Origin of the sequence: Acidovorax sp. (genome assembly GCF_046294525.1) — a bacterium.
In the GTDB taxonomy this organism is placed as follows: domain Bacteria; phylum Pseudomonadota; class Gammaproteobacteria; order Burkholderiales; family Burkholderiaceae_C; genus Acidovorax.
In genome coordinates, this window is sequence record NZ_JBKBKQ010000001.1 from 242,425 (window position 1) to 261,427 (window position 19,003).

Genomic DNA, 19,003 nt, shown 5'->3' on the forward strand with positions numbered 1-19,003 from the left:
TGGAGGCCAAAAACATGCTGATCGACTTCTTCTACACCCTGCGTTCGGCCAAGCTGCCTGTGTCCGTGAAGGAATATCTCACGCTGCTCGAAGCGCTGCAGGCCGGCGTGGTGGGCCCGAAGTCGGATGACGCATGGAGCCTGGACGATTTTTACAGCCTCTCTCGCCTGACCTTGGTGAAGGACGAGAAGCACTACGACAAGTTCGATCGGGCCTTCGGCGCCTACTTCAAGGGCGTGGAGATGGTGGCCGATTTCACCAAGGAGATCCCGGCCGACTGGCTGCGCAAGATTCTGGAGAACGAACTCACGCCCGAGCAGAAGGCCGCCATCGAGAAGATGGGCTGGGACGAGCTGATGGAGACGCTCAAGAAGCGCCTGGAAGAGCAGAAAGAGCGCCACGAGGGCGGCAACAAGTGGATCGGCACCGGCGGCACCAGCCCATTCGGCCACGGCGGCTACAACCCGCAGGGCGTGCGCATTGGCGGCGCGGGCAAGAACAAGAGCGCGGTGAAGGTGTGGGAGCAGCGCGCCTACAAGGACTACGACGACCAGCAAGAGCTGGGCACGCGCAACATCAAGGTGGCGCTGCGCCGCCTGCGCAAGTTTGCGCGCGAAGGGCATGAGCTGGAGCTGGACCTGCCCGACACCATCCGCAGCACTGCCGCCAACGCGGGCTACCTGGACATCAAGATGGTGCCCGAGCGGCACAACAACGTGAAGGTGCTGCTGCTAATGGACGTGGGCGGCACCATGGACGAACACATCCAGCGCGTGGAAGAACTCTTTTCCGCGGTGAAGAACGAGTTCAAGCACCTGGAGTTTTATTACTTCCACAACTGCGTGTACGACTTCATGTGGAAGAACAACCGCCGCCGCTTTGCCGAGAAGTTCCCGACCTGGGACATCATCCGCAAGTACAACAAGGACTACAAGCTGATCTTCGTGGGCGACGCGACCATGAGCCCGTACGAAATCCTGCAGCCCGGCGGCAGCGTGGAATACAACAACGAGGAGCCGGGTGCCGAATGGATCCAGCGCCTCACACATGCCTTCCCCAAGCACGCCTGGATCAACCCCGAGCCCCAGGGCGTATGGCAGTACCGCCAGAGCATCAGCATCATCCAGCAGCTGCTGGGCAACCGCATGTACCCGCTGTCGCTCAAGGGGCTGGAAGAGACCATGCGGCTGCTGTCCAAGTAGGCAGCGGGCGGCCTGCAAAGGCGCGACACTGTCTGACACGGAAGGGGTATTTTTCAGGGCATAGTCGGGCGCAGCGCATACTGCGCGCTCCTCGCTCCTGACACCCCTTCACTCATACGTCCTCCTGCCGTGCTGTTCCGCGTTCTGCGCCTTTCCCCTGCGAATGCTCCAACGCCGACCCTCTGGTCGGCGTTGCTGCTTTTCGGCGCGCTGGGCTTGCAGGGCTGCAGCCTGCTGCCGCGCGGCGATGCCGACAATCAGGGCGATGGCAGCGACGGCGCCATGCCCCCCGTGATTGCCGAGTCGGCCACCCCTTCGTTTGCCGTGGAGGTACGCGCACCCGACACCGTGCGCGAAACACTGGAGCGCCACCTGGAACTGCAGCGCTTTCGCAACCTGCCCGACCTGCACGCCAACGAACTGCAGCGCCTGCTGGGCGCGGCCGATGCCAACGCCCGAGAACTACTGGGCACCTTGGGTTATTTCGCACCCACCATCACTGTGGAGCTGGTGGAAACGCCGGAGCACCCCACCACCCCGCGCAAGGTGGTGGTCACGGTGGACACCGGCCCGCAGACCCGCATCGCCGGGGCCGACGTTACGTTTTCAGACCCCGCCGAGGGCAGCAACGACGCCGAAGGCCGGGCGCGCCAGTTGCGGCGCGTGCAGCGCGACTGGTCCCTGCCGCCGGGCCAGCCCTTTACGCAATCAGCCTGGGACGGTGCCAAGGCGGGCGGGCTGCGCCAGTTGCAGGCGCGCCGCTACCCCACGGCCCGTGTGGCCAACAGCCGTGCCGAGGTGGACGCCGACACCCACCAGGCCCAGCTGAGCGTGACGTACGACCCAGGGCCCGTCTACCGCTTCGGGCCGCTGCGGGTCGAAGGCAACGAGCGCTACGACCCCGACGGCGCGCGCCGACTGGCCCGCCTGCCCACCGGCGCCATCTATGACGAGGCCGAGATGCTGGACGCGCAGCTGCGGCTGGCCAGCAGCGGGTACTACGACGCGGTGTTCCTGACGCTGGACACCGAAGGCACCGACCCGCAGGCTGCGCCCGTGGTGGCCCAGGTGCGGGAGGCCCCTCTGCAGAAGCTGGTGTTTGGCCCCGGCTTTTCTACCGACAGCGGCGCACGCCTGTCGCTGGAGCACATCCACAACCAGTTGCCCGTGCTGGGCTGGCGCGCCGTGAGCAAGCTGTCATTGGACCGCGAGACCAAGCTCGCCAACACCGAATGGACCGGCCTGCCCAACAACAACGGCTGGCGCTGGTTTACCGGCGCGCAGCTGCAGCGCGAGGCCACCGGCGACTATGACGTGAACAGCGGGCGGCTGCGCTACGGCCGCAGCAAAAGCACCAAACACATCGACCGCAACTACTTTCTGCAGTACGACTATGCGCACAGCCAGGGGCTGGCCGAGCGCGAGCAACTGCCCTCCAACTCCAGCACGGCCATCAGCGCCAACTATGGGTGGACGGGCCGCTATTTCAACAGCCTCACGGCGCCCACGCGCGGCCACGGCATCGCGGTGGAACTGGGCCTGGGCACCACGCTGCGGCCGGAGCGCGACCCATTCGTGCGCACGCTGGTGCGCTGGCAATCCTTCATCCCCGCCGGCCGTGTGCGGGACGACGACGGCCAGAGCCGCAACGCACGCATTGCCCTGCGCGCCGAGGGTGGCGCAGTGCTGGCGCGTGACGGCGCGCAGGTGCCCGTCACGCAGCTGTTCTTGACAGGCGGCGACACCACGGTGCGTGGCTACGGCTACCGCAGCATCGGCGCACGCACCGACAACGGCCAACTTTATGGCGGCCGCTACATGGCCGTCGGCAGCGTGGAATGGCAGCGCCCCATCGTCTACAAGGGCCAGATGACCGACTGGGAAAGCACGCTGTTTGTGGACGCAGGCGCCGTGGCGGACCGCGCGGGCGACCTGGACCCACGCGTGGGCGTGGGCGCCGGCGTGCGCTGGCGCAGCCCCGTGGGCCCGCTGCAGGCTGACCTGGCCTACGGCGTGAAGACCAAAGAGGTGCGGCTGCACCTGCGCCTGGGGTTCAGCTTCTGATGGCCGCGCCCAACCCGCCCCCGGTGCCGCGCGCGCCATCGTCCGATTTCAGCGCGGGTTCGTCTTCCACCCGGCGCGCCCCGCGCCAGCGCATGCGCCGCGCTGCGCGTGTGCTGGGCTGGCTGCTGGTGGGCGTGGTGGCGCTGCTGCTCGCGGCCGCCGCTGCCCTGTGGTGGTGGGCGGGCAGCAGCACATCACTGGCTACCGCCCTGGCACGTGCCGCGCAGCACCTGCCGGCCGAGCAGCGACTGGAAAGCCGGGATGTCACCGGCTCCCTGCGTAGCGGCGGCCAGATCGGCTGGCTGCGCTGGAGCAGCCCTGCCCTCAGCGTAGAAGTCACGGACATCCGCCTGGGCTGGCAGTTGCTGCCGCTGCTCCAACGCCGCCTGGAGCTGGGCGAAGTCCACGCGGCGCGCGTGCTGATCACGCCCCAGGCGGTGGAAAAGCCCGAGCCCGACACCCGGCCTGCGCCACTCGAATCGCTGGTGCTGCCGCTGCAGATCAGCGTGCCTTTTCGCGTGGACGAGATCCAGTGGGCCGGGCCGCCCGCCGTGCAGGCGCTGGGCCTGCAGGGGGATTACCACTTTGACGGGGCCGAGCACCGGCTCAACATCGGCCAGGTAGCGCTCGCCCAGGGCCGCTATAGCGCCCGCGTCACGCTGCAGGCCCAGGCCCCCATGGCACTGCAGGCCACCGTGGACGGCACACTCGAGACCGCCGTGCCCGGCAGTACCCGCACCACGCCCATCGCCCTGGGCGCGCACGCCACGCTGCAAGGCACGCTGGCCACGGCCGCCGCGCAGTTGCAGCTGCAGGCAAACATCCGCCCGGTCGCCGATGCTGCGCAGTCTGCAGCGCCGATTGCTTCAGGTGCTTCACGCGCAGGGGCGAACGCACAGGCCACCCCCGCATCCCGCACGCGCGCCAATGCCGCTCCGGCGCCCGAACCCATGCAGGCCGAAGTACGGGCCACGCTGGCCCCCTGGGCGCCCCAGCCCCTGCAGTCCGCCACCGCCACGCTGCGCGCTGTAGACCTGGCCACCCTGTGGTCCGAGGCCCCTGCAACCCTGCTGCAAGGCACGGTGCAGGCCGGCCCCACGCACGCTGCAGGGGGCTGGGCACTGCAAGCCGATTTGCGCAACGACCTGCCCGGCCCCTGGGACCGCAACCGCCTGCCGCTGACGGCTCTGCAGGCCAGCGCCACCTACGACGGCACGCGCTGGAACGTGCCCGGCGCCACGGCCAGCGCCGGCTCTGGCAGCGCCACGCTGCAGGGCCACTTCACGCCGGCTACGGGCGCGCTGGAAGGCCGCGCCGACCTGCGCGGCATCCGCCCCGACGCGCTGCACACCGCCATGGCGGCCGCGCCGCTGTCGGGCCGGTTGCAGGCGCAAACGCAAGGCGACAGCGTGAGCTTCAGCGCCGATGTGCGCGCGGCCGCGGCTGAACGCGCGGCACCCGCAGGCAACCGCCCCACACCGTTGCGCATCAACACCTTCTCTGCAGAAGGCCGCTGGCAGCCGGCCCCCGCGTCGGCTGCGGGCGCGCAAACCGGCGGCACCATTCAAGTAGACCGCCTGCTGCTGGACGCGCTGCAAGCCCGCGCCGAGGCCACCAACCTGCGCGTGGCCCTCGGCGCCCGGTCCGCACAGGGGCAGTTCGCACTCACCATGCCCGGCACCACGCTGCGCGCCAGCGGCCAGGCCGGCCCGCAATCAGGCAACGGCGAGGTTCAATGGCAAAGCAGCGATATCGAGCGCACGCTGCGCTGGCTGACCACCCTGCCCTTTGTGGGCACGCAAGTGCAAGACGCGCTGCGCGGCGCCACCGCCAAAGGCGGTGTGCAGCTCAACGCGCGCTGGAAGGGCTGCTGGCAGGCAGCCGCGGACCAGTTGCAGGCCGCCGCCGCAGGCGCCGCGCTGCCGCGCAGCAGCACCGCGTTCGATCTGCAGGCCACGCTGACCACGCCCCAGCTCGACCTGACCTTGCCTGCTGCTCCGTCCGCACCTGCGGCCGCACCCACGCCCATGCCAGCGACCCCATCGCAGGCATCGCCTTCCGCCCAGGTCGTGACAGCACCGCAGACCATTGCGTTGCGCGGCGTGTCTGCGGAGCTTTCGGGCACACTGGCCCAGGCCACCCTCGCACTGACCGGCGAGGCCCGCACCATGGGCCCGGAGCCTGTGCGTGCCAGCGTGCAAGCGCGCATCGCCGGTGGGCTGACGGGCGCAGGCCAGTGGCAGGCCCAGATCAACAGCCTGCGGCTGCAGGCCCAGCAAGGTCAGCGCCCCGGCCCCTGGGCGGTGCAGTTGGCGCAACCGCTGTCCATCACTGCCACGCAGGCGGCCACCACCACCACGGTGCAAACCTCCGCAGGCCAGGCCCAGCTAACGGGCCCTGCGCCGGGCGCCGTCACGCTGCGCTGGTCGCCCGCACGCTTGGCCATGACGCCCGCTGGCACGGCGCTGCAAACGCAGGGCACGCTGCAGGGCCTGCCCACCGCCTGGGTGGACGCTCTGGGCCTGGGCACCCCGGCGCCTGCCGCACAGGGCAGCGCAGCGCAGCCCGCGGCCCAGCCACTGCTCGCCCGCATGGGCCTGGCCACCACGCTGGTGCTGGACGGCCAATGGAATGTGGACACCACCCAGCCCAACGCCCCGCGCGCCAGCGCCAGCCTGCGCCGTGCGGGCGGCGACCTGCGCATCCTGGCGGGCGACCCCACCGCCGTCACCGCCGTGCAAAGCAGCGGCCAGGGCACGGGCGCCGGCGCACCCACACCGATTGCCACCGAAGCCACCGACAGCGCGGGGACGGCCCGCACAGCCACCCTGAGAAGCGCCACACCCGAGGCGGGCACGCCCGCCGGCGTACGCCAGGCCGAACTGGCCATCGACCTGGACGGCGACACCCTTCGCGCACGCCTGCAATGGGCCAGCGACCGCGCAGGCGAGATCGACGCCAACGCCACCACCCGCCTCACCCAGCCCACGGCAGATGCCTCATGGACCTGGGCCGCCAGTGCGCCCCTTGAGGGTACGCTGCGCGCCCGCCTGCCCGATGTGGGTGTGTGGTCGGCCCTGGCGCCACCGGGCTGGCGCGTGCGCGGCACCGTGGACGCCAGCGCCACGCTGTCCGGCACGCGCGATGCGCCCCGCTGGTCGGGCACGCTGGGGGCGGACGACATGGCCGTGCGGTCGGTGGTGGATGGCGTGGACCTGCAAGGCGGGCGCCTGCGTGCCACGCTGGAGGGCAACCAGCTCAACATCACCGAGTTCCGCCTGCAAGGCGGCCGCGGCAGCAGCGCGCGCATTGCGGGCTTCAGCGGCAACCGCACCGCCGCGCCGCGCGATGGCGGCACCCTGACGGCCACCGGCCGCGTGAGCTGGGGCAACGCCAGCACAGCGGCCGCGAGCGGCCTGTCAGGCATCACCATGGCGCTGCAGGCCGAGGCGCGCGCGCTGCAAGTGCTGGTGCGCGCAGACCGGCAGGTCAGCGTGTCGGGCCAGCTGCAGGCGCAGTTGCAGCAGGGCCAGATAAGCCTGCGCGGCAAGCTCACCACCGACCGCGCCACCATCATCCTTCCGGACGAGTCCGCCCCCAGCCTTGGATCGGACGTGGTGGTGCGCTCTGCCGCCAAGGACCGCGAAGCGCAGGCCAAGGCCCAGCAGGCCGCCAAGGCCAGCCAGAACGCCGCACAGGTCGAAGCCGCCAAACCGCCCGACATCGCCGTCACCCTCAACCTGGGCAACGACTTCGCGCTGCACGGCCACGGCATCACCACGCGCCTGACAGGCGAGCTGGACATTCGCAGCAGCCCTGTGCCCGGCGCGCCGCCCCGGGTGATCGGCGAGGTGCGCACCGAACAAGGGCGCTACCGCGCATGGGGCCAGATGCTGGACGTGGAGACCGGACTCATCCGCTTCAATGGGCCCTACAACAACCCCTCGCTCGACATCCTGGCGCTGCGCCCCAACATCAGCGTGCGTGCGGGGGTGCAAGTCACCGGCAGCGCGCAGGCGCCGCGCGTCAAGCTCTATTCCGACCCCGAACTGCCTGATGCAGAAAAGCTGTCGTGGGTGGTGCTGGGCCGCAATGCTGCAGCCGGCGGCGCCGAGGCCGCCGTGCTGCAGCAGGCCGCCCTGGCCCTGCTGGGTCGCGGCGGCACCAACCCGGGCGGCGGCTTTGCCAAGCGCATCGGCCTCGATGAAATCGGCTTTCGCGGCGCAACGCCGGGAGACGATGCCAGCAGCGCCGCAGTCACCTTCGGCAAGCGCCTGTCGCAAGACCTGTACGTGACGTACGAGCGCAGTCTGTCGGGCACGCTGGGCACGCTGTACATCTTTTACGACCTCACCCGCAGCCTTACGCTGCGCGGGCAAACGGGCGAGAAAAGCGCGGTGGACATCATCTACACCGTGAAGTACGACTGAGGCTGCGCCCGCCAGAGGGTGTGCGTGGCCCCACTACAATGCGCGGCTGTCTTGCCTCCTCGTAGTTCAATGGATAGAACGAGTGCCTCCTAAGCGCTAGATACAGGTTCGATTCCTGTCGAGGGGACCAGATTTATGGTCAAAATGGCCTCTAGCGCTTATTGGATAAGCGCTAGCAGCTATCAAAACAGTAGTATCCAAAGAAGAAGCAACCCCGTGGCAGGGTCTTCGCAGTGTGTGCGGCGGGCCTGCCCGCTTGACGGCCCCTTGCAGGCCACACACCGCAGCCACATGCTCCAAGACATCCAGAAAACCCTGTGGGCCACCGCCGACAAGCTGCGTGCCAACATGGACGCCGCCGAATACAAGCACCTGGTGCTCGGCCTCATCTTCGTCAAATACATCTCTGACACCTTTGCCGCCCACCACGCCACGCTGGTGCTGCGCCTGGCAGACCCCAACGACGAATACTTCTACGGTGACGCCGACCCCGCCGACATAGCCGCCGAGCTGGAAGACCGTGACTACTACAAGGAAGCCAACGTCTTCTGGGTGCCCGAAGCCGCCCGGTGGGAGCAACTGCGCAGCAGCGCCAAGCAGCCCGACATTGGCAAACGCATTGACGACGCGCTGACGCTGATCGAGGCCGAGAACCCCACGCTCAAAGGCATCCTGGACAAACGCTACGCCCGTGCACAGCTGCCCGACGGCAAACTGGGCGAGCTGGTCGATTTGGTGTCAACCATCGGCTTTGGCGACACCCCCGACGTGGCCCGCGACACCCTGGGCCAGGTGTACGAATACTTTCTGGGCATGTTCGCCAGCGCCGAAGGCAAACGCGGCGGGCAGTTCTACACGCCCGCCAGCATCGTCAAAACCCTGGTGGCCGTGCTCAACCCGCACACCGGCAAGGTGTACGACCCGTGCTGCGGCAGCGGCGGCATGTTTGTGCAGAGTGAGAAGTTCATTGAGGCACACGGCGGCAAGAAGGGCGACGTCTCCATCTACGGGCAAGAGAGCAACCCCACCACCTGGCGCCTGGCCGCCATGAACCTGGCCATTCGCGGCATCGACTTCAACCTGGGCCGCGAACCCGCCGACACCTTTGTGCGCAACCAGCACCCCGACTTGCGCGCCGACTTCATCCTGGCCAACCCGCCCTTCAACATCAGCGACTGGTGGCACCCCAGTTTGGAGGGCGACGCCCGCTGGGTGTATGGCGACCCACCCCACGGTAACGCCAACACCGCCTGGCTGCAGCACATGCTGCACCACCTCAAAGCCACGGGCCGTGCGGGCATCGTGCTGGCCAACGGCAGCATGAGCAGCAGCCAGAACAACGAAGGCCAGATCCGCGCCGCCATGGTCGATGCCGACGTGGTGGAAGTGATGATCGCCCTGCCCGGCCAGCTGTTTTTCAACACGCAAATCCCGGCGTGCCTGTGGTTTTTGGCCAAAAGCAAGAAGCGCAAGGGCGAGGTGCTGTTCATCGACGCCCGCAAGCTCGCCACCCCTATCAGCCGCGTGCAGGGCGAGCTGACCGACGAAGTCATCGACCGCATCGCCGCCACTGTAGCCGCCTGGCGCGGCGAGCCCGCACCCACCGTCATCACGCCCTCGTCCTCGTCCACCCCAAACCCCGTTCGGGCTGAGCCCGTCGAAGCCCACCCCCACCCCACCCCCTACCAGGACATACCCGGCTTCTGCCGCAGCGTGCCCCTGGCCGAGATCGCCCAACACGGCCACGTACTCACCCCCGGCCGCTACGTGGGCGCCGAGGCGGTGGAGGACGACGACGAAGCCTTTGCCGACAAGATGGTGAAGCTGACGGAAAAGCTGGGTGAGCAGATGGCCAAGGGCGCGGAGCTGGATGCGGTGATTCGGCAGAAGTTGGGGGGGTTGGGGTATGAGTTCTGAGTGGCCTCAAGTCTCACTTCGAGAGTTTGCAGATCTACTCGCTGGGTTCGCATTTAAAAGCAGCGGCTACACAGACGACTCCTCGGATGTTCGACTCCTTCGAGGAGACAACATCGCACCCGGCCAAGTCCGGTGGGATGGTGTAAAGCGGTGGCCCAAAGCTCCGGCTCTCACACTGTCGAGATATCGCTTGGAACCCGGCGATGTCGTGCTCGCTATGGATCGACCGTGGATACCCGCTGGTTTGAAGGTTGCGCAGGTTACCGAAACCGACACGCCTAGCTACTTGGTACAGCGCGTTGCTCGCCTTCGTACAACTTCACGAGAGGATCGCAGCTTTCTATTTGCGCTCTTATCAACGACAGATTTTGAGTCGTACATCCAGAACGCGACTACTGGAACAGCCGTTCCTCACATCAGCGCCAAGCAAATACTCGACTACAAATTTAATCTTCCACCAGCGACTGTACGAACTGGAATCGGCGCTCTCGCAGCTGCACTTAACGACCGCATCACCCTCCTGCGCGAAACCAACGCCACGCTCGAAGCCATTGCCCAGGCGCTGTTCAAGTCGTGGTTTGTCGATTTCGACCCCGTGCGCGCCAAGATGGAAGGCCGTGCCCCCGAAGGCATGGACGAAGCCACCGCCGCGCTGTTTCCCGATGCGCTGGAGGAGTCGGAGTTGGGGGAGGTGCCGAGGGGGTGGCTACCCGTTCGACTGAACTCGTTTTTGGAGCTTGCTTACGGGAAGGCACTCAAAGCAGAAAACCGCAACCCCGGTCCAGTGCCTGTGTATGGGTCTGGCGGAATTACGGGGTGGCACGACACGCCGCTGATTGATAGCCCGTCGATCATCGTCGGCCGTAAGGGCACAGTTGGAAGCCTCTACTGGGAGAGCCGCCCGTTCTACCCAATCGATACGGTCTTTTACGTGAAGTCCAAGTGTCCGTTGACGTATTGCCACCAGCTTTTGAAGACTGTGGGTTTGCATGACATGAATACCGATGCAGCGGTCCCTGGGTTGAACAGAGAAAACGTCTATCGCTTGCTGGTTCCAGATGCCCCTGCAAACGTTCTCGCAGCGTTCGATGCGTCGGCCAACGCATTGAGAAACAGCATCGACCAAAACGAAGCCCAAGCCCAAACCCTCTCCACCCTCCGCGACACCCTGCTCCCCCACCTGATCTCGGGCCAGTTGCGCTTGCCCGAGTCGCAGGCCGCTATGAAGGACGCGTTATGACCGAACGCATCCACATCTATTGCGACGAGTCGTGCCATCTGGAAAACGACCACATGCGTGCGATGGTGCTGGGCGCCGTGTGGTGCTCGGCGTCGCATCGGCAGTCGCTGGCAGACAAGATCAAACGCTTGAAAGCAGACTACGGTTTGCCAGCTCAGTTTGAAATCAAGTGGGTGAAGGTGTCACCCGGAAAATTGCCGTTCTACCAAGCGTTGCTGGACTTGTTTTTCGACGAACCCTTGCTGCATTTCCGAGGATTGGTGGTGCCAGATAAGGGGGCCTTGGATCATGGCCGTTTTTCCCAAAGCCATGACGATTTCTATTACAAGCAGTGGTACACGCTACTCAATCGACTGATCGACCCGAGCAACCGATACCGCATTTTTCTGGACATCAAGGACACACGCGGCCAAGCCAAGGTGCGCAAGCTGCACGATGTGCTGTGCAACGCCAACTATGACTTCGACCGCAATGTGATCGAGTCGATCGAACTGGTGCATTCGCACGATGTGCTGCTACTCCAACTGGCAGACCTGCTGATTGGTGCGCTGGCGTATGTGCACCGGGGTTTGCACGGCAGCCCGGCCAAGCTGGCGCTGGTGGCGCATCTACGGCACCGCTCGGGCTTGCGGCTGGAACAAAGCTCACTGCTGCGGGCAGACAAGTTCAATCTGTTCATCTGGAGGCCGCAGTCTTGAGCATGCCGCCACCTTTGATGCCATTCAGTGGGGATGACGACTGGGCCGACTATGAAGATGCCATTTACGAGGTGTACTTGCAGACGGTTGCACATGCTCAGCTCACGTTCATGGGTGCCCCGGTCAAAGTGCGCTTTATGCCGACCACCAAACACAAAGGCTACGGGTTTTGGCACTTGATCTCTGAAGCACCCGACCAGGACAACCGGAATGAAGATGACCGCGTACCTGACCTGCGCCGATGCGAGCGGGTGCGCTGGGTGGCATGGTGCATTCAGAATGCAGGCAAGACGGGGTTTTCGTGGTGGGAAAACGACCGCAAAGGTCAAACCCATGTGGTCATATGGGCCGAGGAGCACGACTATGCGGTGATGCTGGGCAAGCGAAACACGCCAGAAGGAGTTCGCTTTTATTTGCTCAAGACCGCCTACTGCCTGCGGTCACACAACGTACGCCGCTTTGCCAAGGAACGCGATGCGTATTGGGCAAGCCAGAAAGACTGAAGCCCCGGCACACGGATGTGCAAGGGCTTCGGATACTCCTTCTACACGTGGTAGATGAGCTGGGCTGATTGTAGCGGTGCAAGCAAATCAAGGCATTCCGAATGTTGTATTACCCACAAAAAGCGAAAAGCATACTGGCGGCGCGGGGCCGCTGCTGGGGAGTTGCCTGTGGGGCTCCGAACATTCGCAGCTGAGGTCCGAACATTTACAGCTCAGCTCCGAACATTCGCAGATACCAAAAGCCGCGCGATGCCGAGAATCTCCGGCCACTTGCGCTTGTCCGAGGCGCAGGCGCTAATCAACGCGGTTTGAAACTGAACAGCTATGAAAGTGGTCTTTCACAGCGGCCCGACCTTTAAAGAGTTCTTTCACAGCTTGCCGGACGACAAGCTGGGCGTCGCTGACATGTATAGAAATCCGCGTTTTCTATACATGTCGCAGTCCACATGCTTAAAAATCCGTGTTTTTTGTACAGATGCTGGCTAACATGGTGAAGCCATTGCGTTTTTTCGCCATGTTTCCCCCTCCCCCACTCTGGATGCACCGGCATGCCTTTTGACCGCAGCCAACCCCACAACGACCTGCCCCTGCTGCCGCCCGCAGTAGAGCTGGAGAGCAAGGCTGTGCTCAAGCAGGCGATTGCGGCCAACCGGGTGCTGGCCAACCTGCGCGGGCTGGCGGCGCAGATTCCGAACCAGGGCGTGCTGATCAACAGCATCGTGCTGCAGGAAGCGCGCTTGTCGTCGGAAATTGAAAACATCGTCACCACCAACGACGAGCTGTATCGCGCCGACGCGGACGCTGACGGCAAGGCCGATGCCCATACCAAGGAGGTGTTGCGCTACCGCGAGGCGCTCTACCACGGCTTTGCCGCGCTGAAAGACCGCCCTTTGAGCACCAATCTGTTCATAGAGATAGCCCAGCGCATCAAGCAGATGGATTTGCAGGTGCGCGCCGTGCCCGGCACGGCTTTGAAGAATGAGCGGGGCGAGGTGGTGTACACGCCGCCTGTGGGCGATGCGGTGATTCGCGACAAGCTGTCCAACCTTGAAAAGTTCATCCACGCCGATGACGACCTCGACCCGCTGGTAAAGATGGCGGTCATGCACTACCAGTTCGAGGCGATTCACCCGTTCCCGGATGGCAACGGCCGCACGGGGCGCATCCTGAACCTGCTGTTTCTGGTGGAAAAGGGCTTGCTGGACATTCCGGTGATGTTCCTGTCGCGCTACATCATTGCCCACCGTGCGGCCTACTACGAGGGTTTGCGCCGGGTGACGGAAGAGCAGGACTGGGAGAACTGGCTGCTTTACATGCTGCGTGCGGTGGAAAGCACGGCTCAGCAGACGTTTGATCAGGTCAACCGCATCCGTGACTTGATGGAGCAGGTGCGCGAGCGTGTGCAGCGCGAAGCGCCTGGCGTGTACAGCAAAGACCTGATCGAGGTGATCTTCAAGCAGCCCTATACAAAAATCCAGTTCGTGGTGGACGCTGGCATTGCCAAACGGCAAACCGCGTCCGGTTACCTGCAAACCCTGGCGGGCCTGGGCGTGCTGCGCGAAAGCAAGCACGGGCGCGAGAAGTACTACATCAACGACGCCTTGTTGGCAGAGCTGGTGGGTTGACCATATGGTGATGGCATCGACAGATCACGATAACTTGTCGATTTTCTTTGTTTTTTTAAACATATTCTCCCCATCTGTCGATGGCATCGACACATCCGCCACCTCTCAGCCCCGGACCTGACCGCATGACCGAAGACCAGCTCGAACGCGAAACCCTGGCCTGGCTGCAGGACGTGGGCTACACCCACATCGCCGGTCCCGACATCGCCCCCGACGGCCCCGCGCCCGAGCGCAGCGACTACCGCCAGGTGCTGCTGGCAGGCCGCCTGAAGGCAGCGCTGATGCGGCTGAACCCTGCCGTGCCCGTGGTGGCCATCGACGACGCGCTGGCGCAGGTGCAAGACCTGGGCGTGCCCGCGCTGCTGGCGGCCAACCGACGGTTTCACCGGCTGCTGGTGGCGGGCGTGCCGGTGCAGTACCAGCGCGGCAACGAGACAGTGGGCGACTTCGTGCGCCTGGTGGACTGGGCTGCGCCCGAGCGCAATGAGTGGCTGGCGGTGAACCAGTTCAGCGTGCGCGGGCCGCGCCACACGCGCCGGCCCGACGTGGTGCTGTTTGTGAACGGCCTGCCGCTGGTGCTGCTGGAGTTAAAAAACCCCGCCGACCAGGCCGCCAGTGTGTGGAAGGCGTACGACCAGATCCAGACGTACAAAGAGCAGATCCCGGACCTGTTTAACACCAACGAGGTGCTGGTGATTTCAGACGGCACCGAGGCACTGCTGGGGTCGCTGAGCGCAAGCGCCGAGCGCTTCATGGCGTGGCGCACGATTGACGGCGTGGCGCTGGACCCGCTGGGCCAGTTCAACGAGCTGCAGACACTGGTGCGCGGCGTGCTGGCGCCGCAATACCTGCTGGACTACCTGCGCTACTTTGTGCTGTTTGAGGACGATGGGCAGCTGGTCAAAAAGATCGCGGGCTACCACCAGTTTCATGCGGTACGCGCCGCCATTGCGCAGGTGGTGGCTGCTGCCACGCCGGGCAGCGGCGCAGACCCGGCCATCAAGGGCAAGGGCGGCGTGGTGTGGCACACGCAGGGCAGCGGCAAGAGCATCACCATGACCTGCTTTGCCGCCCGCGTGATGCAGGAGCCCGCGCTGCAGAACCCCACCATCGTGGTCATCACCGACCGCAACGACCTGGACGGCCAGCTGCTGGGCGTGTTTGGCCTGGCGCAAGACCTGCTGCGCGAGCAGCCCGTGCAGGCCCGCACCCGGCAAGAGCTGCGCACGCTGCTGGCCAACCGCCCCTCGGGCGGCATTGTGTTTGCCACCATCCAGAAGTTCATGCCCAGCGAGGACGAAGACAGCTACCCCATGCTGTCGGACCGCCACAACATCGTGGTGATTGCCGACGAGGCGCACCGCACGCAGTACGGGTTTGAGGCGCGACTGAAGGTGCGCAAGGCTGATGTGAAGGCCGATGGGAAGGAAGATTTCAAGCCAAATCAGGCTATAGCGCTTGATACACAAGCGTCACCAGCTACAAATAATGTAGCAAACCCCATCGCCACAGGCAGCGGCACCGCCCCCGCACACCGCGCCGAATTTGCGCCGCCCACCTACCGGGCAGGCACCGAAGCGAACACAGTGGAACACGCCCGCGAGCATTACCAGGTGGGCTACGCCCAGCACCTGCGCGATGCTCTGCCCAACGCCACCTTTGTGGCGTTTACCGGCACCCCGGTGAGCGGCACCGACCGCGACACGCGCGCCGTGTTTGGCGACTACATCCACGTGTATGACATGCAGCAGGCCAAGGAAGACGGCGCCACCGTGGCCATCTACTACGAAAGCCGCATGGTGAAGCTGGGCCTGAAGGCCGACGAGCTGCCCAGCATTGACGCCGAGGTGGACGAGCTGGCCGAGGACGAAGAAGAAAGCGTGCAGTCGCGCCTGAAAAGCCGCTGGGCGGCGCTGGAGCAGGTGGTGGGCGCCGAGCCCCGCGTGGCGCGCGTGGCGCAGGACCTGGTGGCGCATTTTGAAGAGCGCAACACCGCCCAGCTCGGCAAGGCCATGGTGGTGGCCATGAGCCGCGACATCTGCGCGCACCTGTACAACGAGATCGTGCGCCTGCGCCCCGACTGGCACAACGCCGACCCCGAGCTGGGCGCCATCAAGATCGTGATGACCGGCAGCGCCAGCGACAAAGCGCTGCTGCGCCCGCACATCTACAGCGCGCAGGTGAAAAAGCGGCTGGAAAAGCGCTTCAAAGACCCGGCCGACCCGCTGCGCATCGTGATCGTGCGCGACATGTGGCTGACCGGCTTTGACGCGCCCTGCGTACACACCCTGTATGTAGACAAGCCCATGAAGGGCCATAACCTGATGCAGGCCATTGCCCGCGTGAACCGCGTGTTCAAGGACAAGCAGGGTGGCCTGGTGGTGGACTACATCGGCATTGGCAACGAGCTGAAAGCCGCCATGAAGGAATACACCGCCGCCCAAGGCCGGGGCCGCCCCACGGTGGACGCGCACGAGGCCTTCAGCGTGGTGCTGGAAAAGCTGGATGTGCTGCGCGCCCTGCTGCACGGGTTTGACTACAGCGGCTTTCTGACGGGCGGCCACCGCGTGCTGGCGGGTGCTGCCAACCACGTGCTGGGCCTGCCGCGCCAGGCCGGGCAAGACGGCAAAAAACGGTTTGCCGACACTGCCCTGGCGATGAGCCAGGCCTTTACCCTGAGCTGCACACTGGACGAGGCGAAGGGCGTGCGCGAGGAAGTGGCCTTCATGCAAGGCGTCAAGGTCATCCTGACCAAGCGCGACATCACCGCCAAGCAACGCACCGACGAGCAGCGCGAGCTGGCAGTGCGCCAGATCATCAGCCATGCAGTGGTGTCTGAAAGTGTGGTGGACATCTTTGACGCCGTGGGGTTGGAGAAGCCCAACATCGGCCTGCTGGACGAAGGCTTTCTGGCCCAGGTGCGGGCGCTGCCCGAACGCAACCTGGCGGTGGAGTTGCTGGAGCGACTGCTGGAGGGCGAGATCAAGAGCCGCTTTGCCAGCAACGTGGTGCAAAGCAAAAAGTTCTCGGAGCTGCTGGGCGGCGTGATCGTGCGCTACCAGAACCGCAGCATTGAAACCGCCCAGGTGATGGAAGAACTGCTGGACATGGCCCGCCAATTCCGCGAGGCACATGGTCTGGCCGACAAGCTGGGGCTGAGCGAAGACGAGGTGCGCTTTTACACCGCGCTGGCCGAGAACGAATCTGCCGTACGCACGCTGAGCGACGACACGCTGAAAAAAATCGCCCACGAACTGACCGACAACCTGCGCAAAAACCTGACGGTGGACTGGACCGAGCGCGAGAGCGTGCAAGCCAAGCTGCGCCTGATGGTCAAACGCATCTTGCGCAAGTACAAATACCCGCCGGACCTGGAAGCTGCAGCGGTGGAGCTTGTGCTGCAACAAGCGCAGGCATTGGGTGAAGAGTGGAGCGAGCTGGCTGCAGCGGTCTGAACAAACCGACACAAAAAACACCCTCTGTCGTTTGCCACACACCACGCTTGCAATTGGTGACAAACGAACACATTGACATGATATGTCGATGCACCTATTCTCCCGATCCATGCAGGCACACGGACTTTCTCCCGGCCGCCTGCCCCACCCGCACGACGAAGGAGACGCCGTGGCCACTTTGCTGGAACAACTCAACAACCTGGACGTGCTGACTTCGGCACTCATGGGCGGTGTGGCGGTGCAGTTGCAGCCGATTGCGGGCGATGTGCCCGTGGTGCAGGTCAGCATTGAGGGGCGCGATGAGCTGCCCATCTTCGTGACCTGCTCGGACATGCAGATGATCTGCCTGTGCTACCTGTGGACCGATGCCGATGTGCGGCCCGAGCGCCGGGCCGAACTGATGGAGGCGCTGCTGGACCTGAACCCTTCCGTGCCCCTGTCGGCCTTTGGCCGCGTGGATGGCCGCTTTGTGCTGGTGGGCGCCCTGGCCCGCGCAGCGCGTGCTGAAGACGTGGCGCACGAGGTGGCCGTGCTCAGCGACAACGCGCTGGATGCGCTGGATGCGCTGGCGGAATTCCTGCATTGAACAGGCGCCCCGTCATCCCCGCTTCTTCCTCTTCACACCGTTTCGGTCCCGCAATTTTCGACATTGACAGGAGAACACCATGTCGGTCATCAAGAAACTCGTCACCCTGCTGCGCGGCAGCGCCCGCGAACTGGGCCAGAGCGTGGTCGATGGCAACGCCACGCGCATTTATGAACAAGAGATCATCGACGCCAAGGCCAGCATCGCCGAAGCGAAGACCGAACTCACCGGTGTGATGGCCAAACAGATGCAGACGGCGCGCGACATCGAGCGCATCAAGGGCGACATGCTGCGCCACGAAGACATGGCCGTGCAGGCGCTGGACAAGGCTAACGAAGGCCTGGCGCTGGAAGTGGCCGAGCGCGTGGCCGGCCTGGAGGCCGAGCTGAACGAGCAGACGCAGGCCCACGCCAGCTATGCGATGCAGGTGTCGCGCCTGAAGGACCTGATCCGCAGCGCGGAAGGCCGTGTGCGAGAGCACGAGCGCGAGATCGGCATTGCCAAGACCACCGAGAGCGTGTACCGCGCCACGCAGAGCATCTCTGAAAGCATCGGCGCCACGGGTTCGCAGCTGACCAGCGCGCGCGATTCGCTGGAGCGCATCAAGAAGCGCCACGAAGACCTGGCCGACCGCATGGCCGCCGCCGAGCAGCTGGACCAGGAGTTCGGCCACCGCGCGCTGGAGCGCAAGCTGGCAGACGCGGGCATTGGCGACAGCGACAAGGTGCGTGCCGCCAAGGTGATGGAGCGCCTGCGCGCCCGCCAGGCCGGGGCTGCCGCTGCAACCACCGCCGCCGCCCCCCACGCGCTGCCCTCCCCCACGCCCACACAGGCCCCATGAGCCCCGCACCGCGCAAGCCCGCGCGGTGGCAGGGCTCCGAGCCCGCTCTGCGCGCCGTCCAGGTGGCGTTTGACGTGGAAGAAGCCGTGATGGAGGCCATCCGCGTGGCGGCTTTCCATGCCAACGTGTCCACCTCCACGCAGATCCGCAGCGTACTGGACTTGCCCGTGGCGGCCCGGCCCAAGCGGCCGCGCCTGACGGTGACGCTGGACGCAGCCGACTACGAGTTGCTGGCGCAGCGCTACGGCCTCACACCGGAAGACCGCCTGGGCATCAAGGAGGCGGCCACGCGCGAGCTGATTGCTTTTGTGCAGCAGCCACCGCGCGCGGCCCGGGCGGGCACCGGCGGCGGCAAGAAGAAAAACAGTCGATAAAAAATTAAGAGAACCGCTTCACAAACAAGACATAAAAAGCGGTTCCCGGTGTCTTCGGTTCACAAACC

11 protein-coding genes, 1 tRNA gene and 2 pseudogenes are annotated in these 19,003 nt (G+C 65.2%); all 14 read left to right on the plus strand.

Going from position 1 to position 19,003, the window contains the following annotated elements; genetic code table 11:
- The first annotated feature begins 14 nt into the window (after nucleotides 1-14).
- The 14 genes and pseudogenes from ACK4HJ_RS01125 (at nucleotide 15) to ACK4HJ_RS01190 (ending at nucleotide 18,935) form a co-directional block, all read left to right on the plus strand.
- The gene (locus ACK4HJ_RS01125; protein WP_409826919.1) at nucleotides 15-1,202 is read left to right on the plus strand and encodes a vWA domain-containing protein; all 1,188 of its coding nucleotides are present in this window, start codon (nucleotides 15-17) and stop codon (nucleotides 1,200-1,202) included.
- Nucleotides 1,203-1,331: 129 nt separating this feature from the next.
- The gene (locus tag ACK4HJ_RS01130) at nucleotides 1,332-3,266 is read left to right on the plus strand and encodes an autotransporter assembly complex protein TamA (protein ID WP_409826921.1); all 1,935 of its coding nucleotides are present in this window, start codon (nucleotides 1,332-1,334) and stop codon (nucleotides 3,264-3,266) included.
- Nucleotides 3,266-7,696, plus strand: a complete 4,431-nt coding sequence (locus tag ACK4HJ_RS01135) for a translocation/assembly module TamB domain-containing protein (protein WP_409826923.1) — start codon at nucleotides 3,266-3,268, stop codon at nucleotides 7,694-7,696. The genes ACK4HJ_RS01130 and ACK4HJ_RS01135 overlap by 1 nt, the downstream gene beginning before the upstream one ends.
- A gap of 55 nt (nucleotides 7,697-7,751) precedes the next feature.
- Nucleotides 7,752-7,826, plus strand: a tRNA-Arg gene (locus tag ACK4HJ_RS01140).
- 161 nt (nucleotides 7,827-7,987) lie between these two features.
- Nucleotides 7,988-9,613: an N-6 DNA methylase gene (locus ACK4HJ_RS01145; RefSeq protein WP_409826925.1), complete on the plus strand. Its 1,626-nt coding sequence runs from the start codon at nucleotides 7,988-7,990 to the stop codon at nucleotides 9,611-9,613.
- A 190-nt stretch (nucleotides 9,614-9,803) separates the two neighbouring features.
- On the plus strand, nucleotides 9,804-10,853 hold the full coding sequence (locus ACK4HJ_RS01150) for a restriction endonuclease subunit S (RefSeq protein ID WP_409826927.1): 1,050 nt from the start codon (nucleotides 9,804-9,806) through the stop codon (nucleotides 10,851-10,853).
- Entirely contained in the window at nucleotides 10,850-11,551 is a 702-nt protein-coding gene (locus tag ACK4HJ_RS01155) for a DUF3800 domain-containing protein (protein WP_409826929.1), read from the plus strand. Before ACK4HJ_RS01150 ends, ACK4HJ_RS01155 begins: the two co-directional genes overlap by 4 nt.
- Nucleotides 11,548-12,054, plus strand: a complete 507-nt coding sequence (locus ACK4HJ_RS01160) for a hypothetical protein (protein ID WP_409826931.1) — start codon at nucleotides 11,548-11,550, stop codon at nucleotides 12,052-12,054. Before ACK4HJ_RS01155 ends, ACK4HJ_RS01160 begins: the two co-directional genes overlap by 4 nt.
- Before the next feature lie 548 nt (nucleotides 12,055-12,602).
- Complete coding sequence (locus ACK4HJ_RS01165; RefSeq protein WP_409826933.1) at nucleotides 12,603-13,679, plus strand: Fic family protein; 1,077 nt, start codon at nucleotides 12,603-12,605, stop codon at nucleotides 13,677-13,679.
- A gap of 125 nt (nucleotides 13,680-13,804) precedes the next feature.
- Nucleotides 13,805-16,060 (plus strand): annotated as a pseudogene (locus tag ACK4HJ_RS01170) (type I restriction endonuclease subunit R); the annotation flags it as partial.
- Nucleotides 16,061-16,132: 72 nt separating this feature from the next.
- A pseudogene (locus tag ACK4HJ_RS01175) lies at nucleotides 16,133-17,134 on the plus strand (DUF3387 domain-containing protein); the annotation flags it as partial.
- Nucleotides 17,135-17,243: 109 nt separating this feature from the next.
- The gene (locus ACK4HJ_RS01180) at nucleotides 17,244-17,720 is read left to right on the plus strand and encodes a YjfI family protein (RefSeq protein WP_409826934.1); all 477 of its coding nucleotides are present in this window, start codon (nucleotides 17,244-17,246) and stop codon (nucleotides 17,718-17,720) included.
- A 79-nt stretch (nucleotides 17,721-17,799) separates the two neighbouring features.
- Complete coding sequence (locus ACK4HJ_RS01185; protein ID WP_409826936.1) at nucleotides 17,800-18,561, plus strand: PspA/IM30 family protein; 762 nt, start codon at nucleotides 17,800-17,802, stop codon at nucleotides 18,559-18,561.
- Nucleotides 18,558-18,935: a hypothetical protein gene (locus ACK4HJ_RS01190; RefSeq protein WP_409826938.1), complete on the plus strand. Its 378-nt coding sequence runs from the start codon at nucleotides 18,558-18,560 to the stop codon at nucleotides 18,933-18,935. The genes ACK4HJ_RS01185 and ACK4HJ_RS01190 overlap by 4 nt, the downstream gene beginning before the upstream one ends.
- Nucleotides 18,936-19,003 lie beyond the last annotated feature (68 nt).

Bases quoted from the DNA above. Each gene is read 5' to 3' on its own strand.
- ACK4HJ_RS01125 (WP_409826919.1), top strand. From the start codon at position 15: ATGCTGATCGACTTCTTCTACACCCTGCGTTCGGCCAAGCTGCCTGTG.
- ACK4HJ_RS01135 (WP_409826923.1), top strand. From the start codon at position 3,266: ATGGCCGCGCCCAACCCGCCCCCGGTGCCGCGCGCGCCATCGTCCGAT.
- ACK4HJ_RS01145 (WP_409826925.1), top strand. From the start codon at position 7,988: ATGCTCCAAGACATCCAGAAAACCCTGTGGGCCACCGCCGACAAGCTG.
- ACK4HJ_RS01155 (WP_409826929.1), top strand. From the start codon at position 10,850: ATGACCGAACGCATCCACATCTATTGCGACGAGTCGTGCCATCTGGAA.
- ACK4HJ_RS01165 (WP_409826933.1), top strand. From the start codon at position 12,603: ATGCCTTTTGACCGCAGCCAACCCCACAACGACCTGCCCCTGCTGCCG.
- ACK4HJ_RS01180 (WP_409826934.1), top strand. From the start codon at position 17,244: ATGCAGGCACACGGACTTTCTCCCGGCCGCCTGCCCCACCCGCACGAC.
- ACK4HJ_RS01185 (WP_409826936.1), top strand. From the start codon at position 17,800: ATGTCGGTCATCAAGAAACTCGTCACCCTGCTGCGCGGCAGCGCCCGC.
- ACK4HJ_RS01190 (WP_409826938.1), top strand. From the start codon at position 18,558: ATGAGCCCCGCACCGCGCAAGCCCGCGCGGTGGCAGGGCTCCGAGCCC.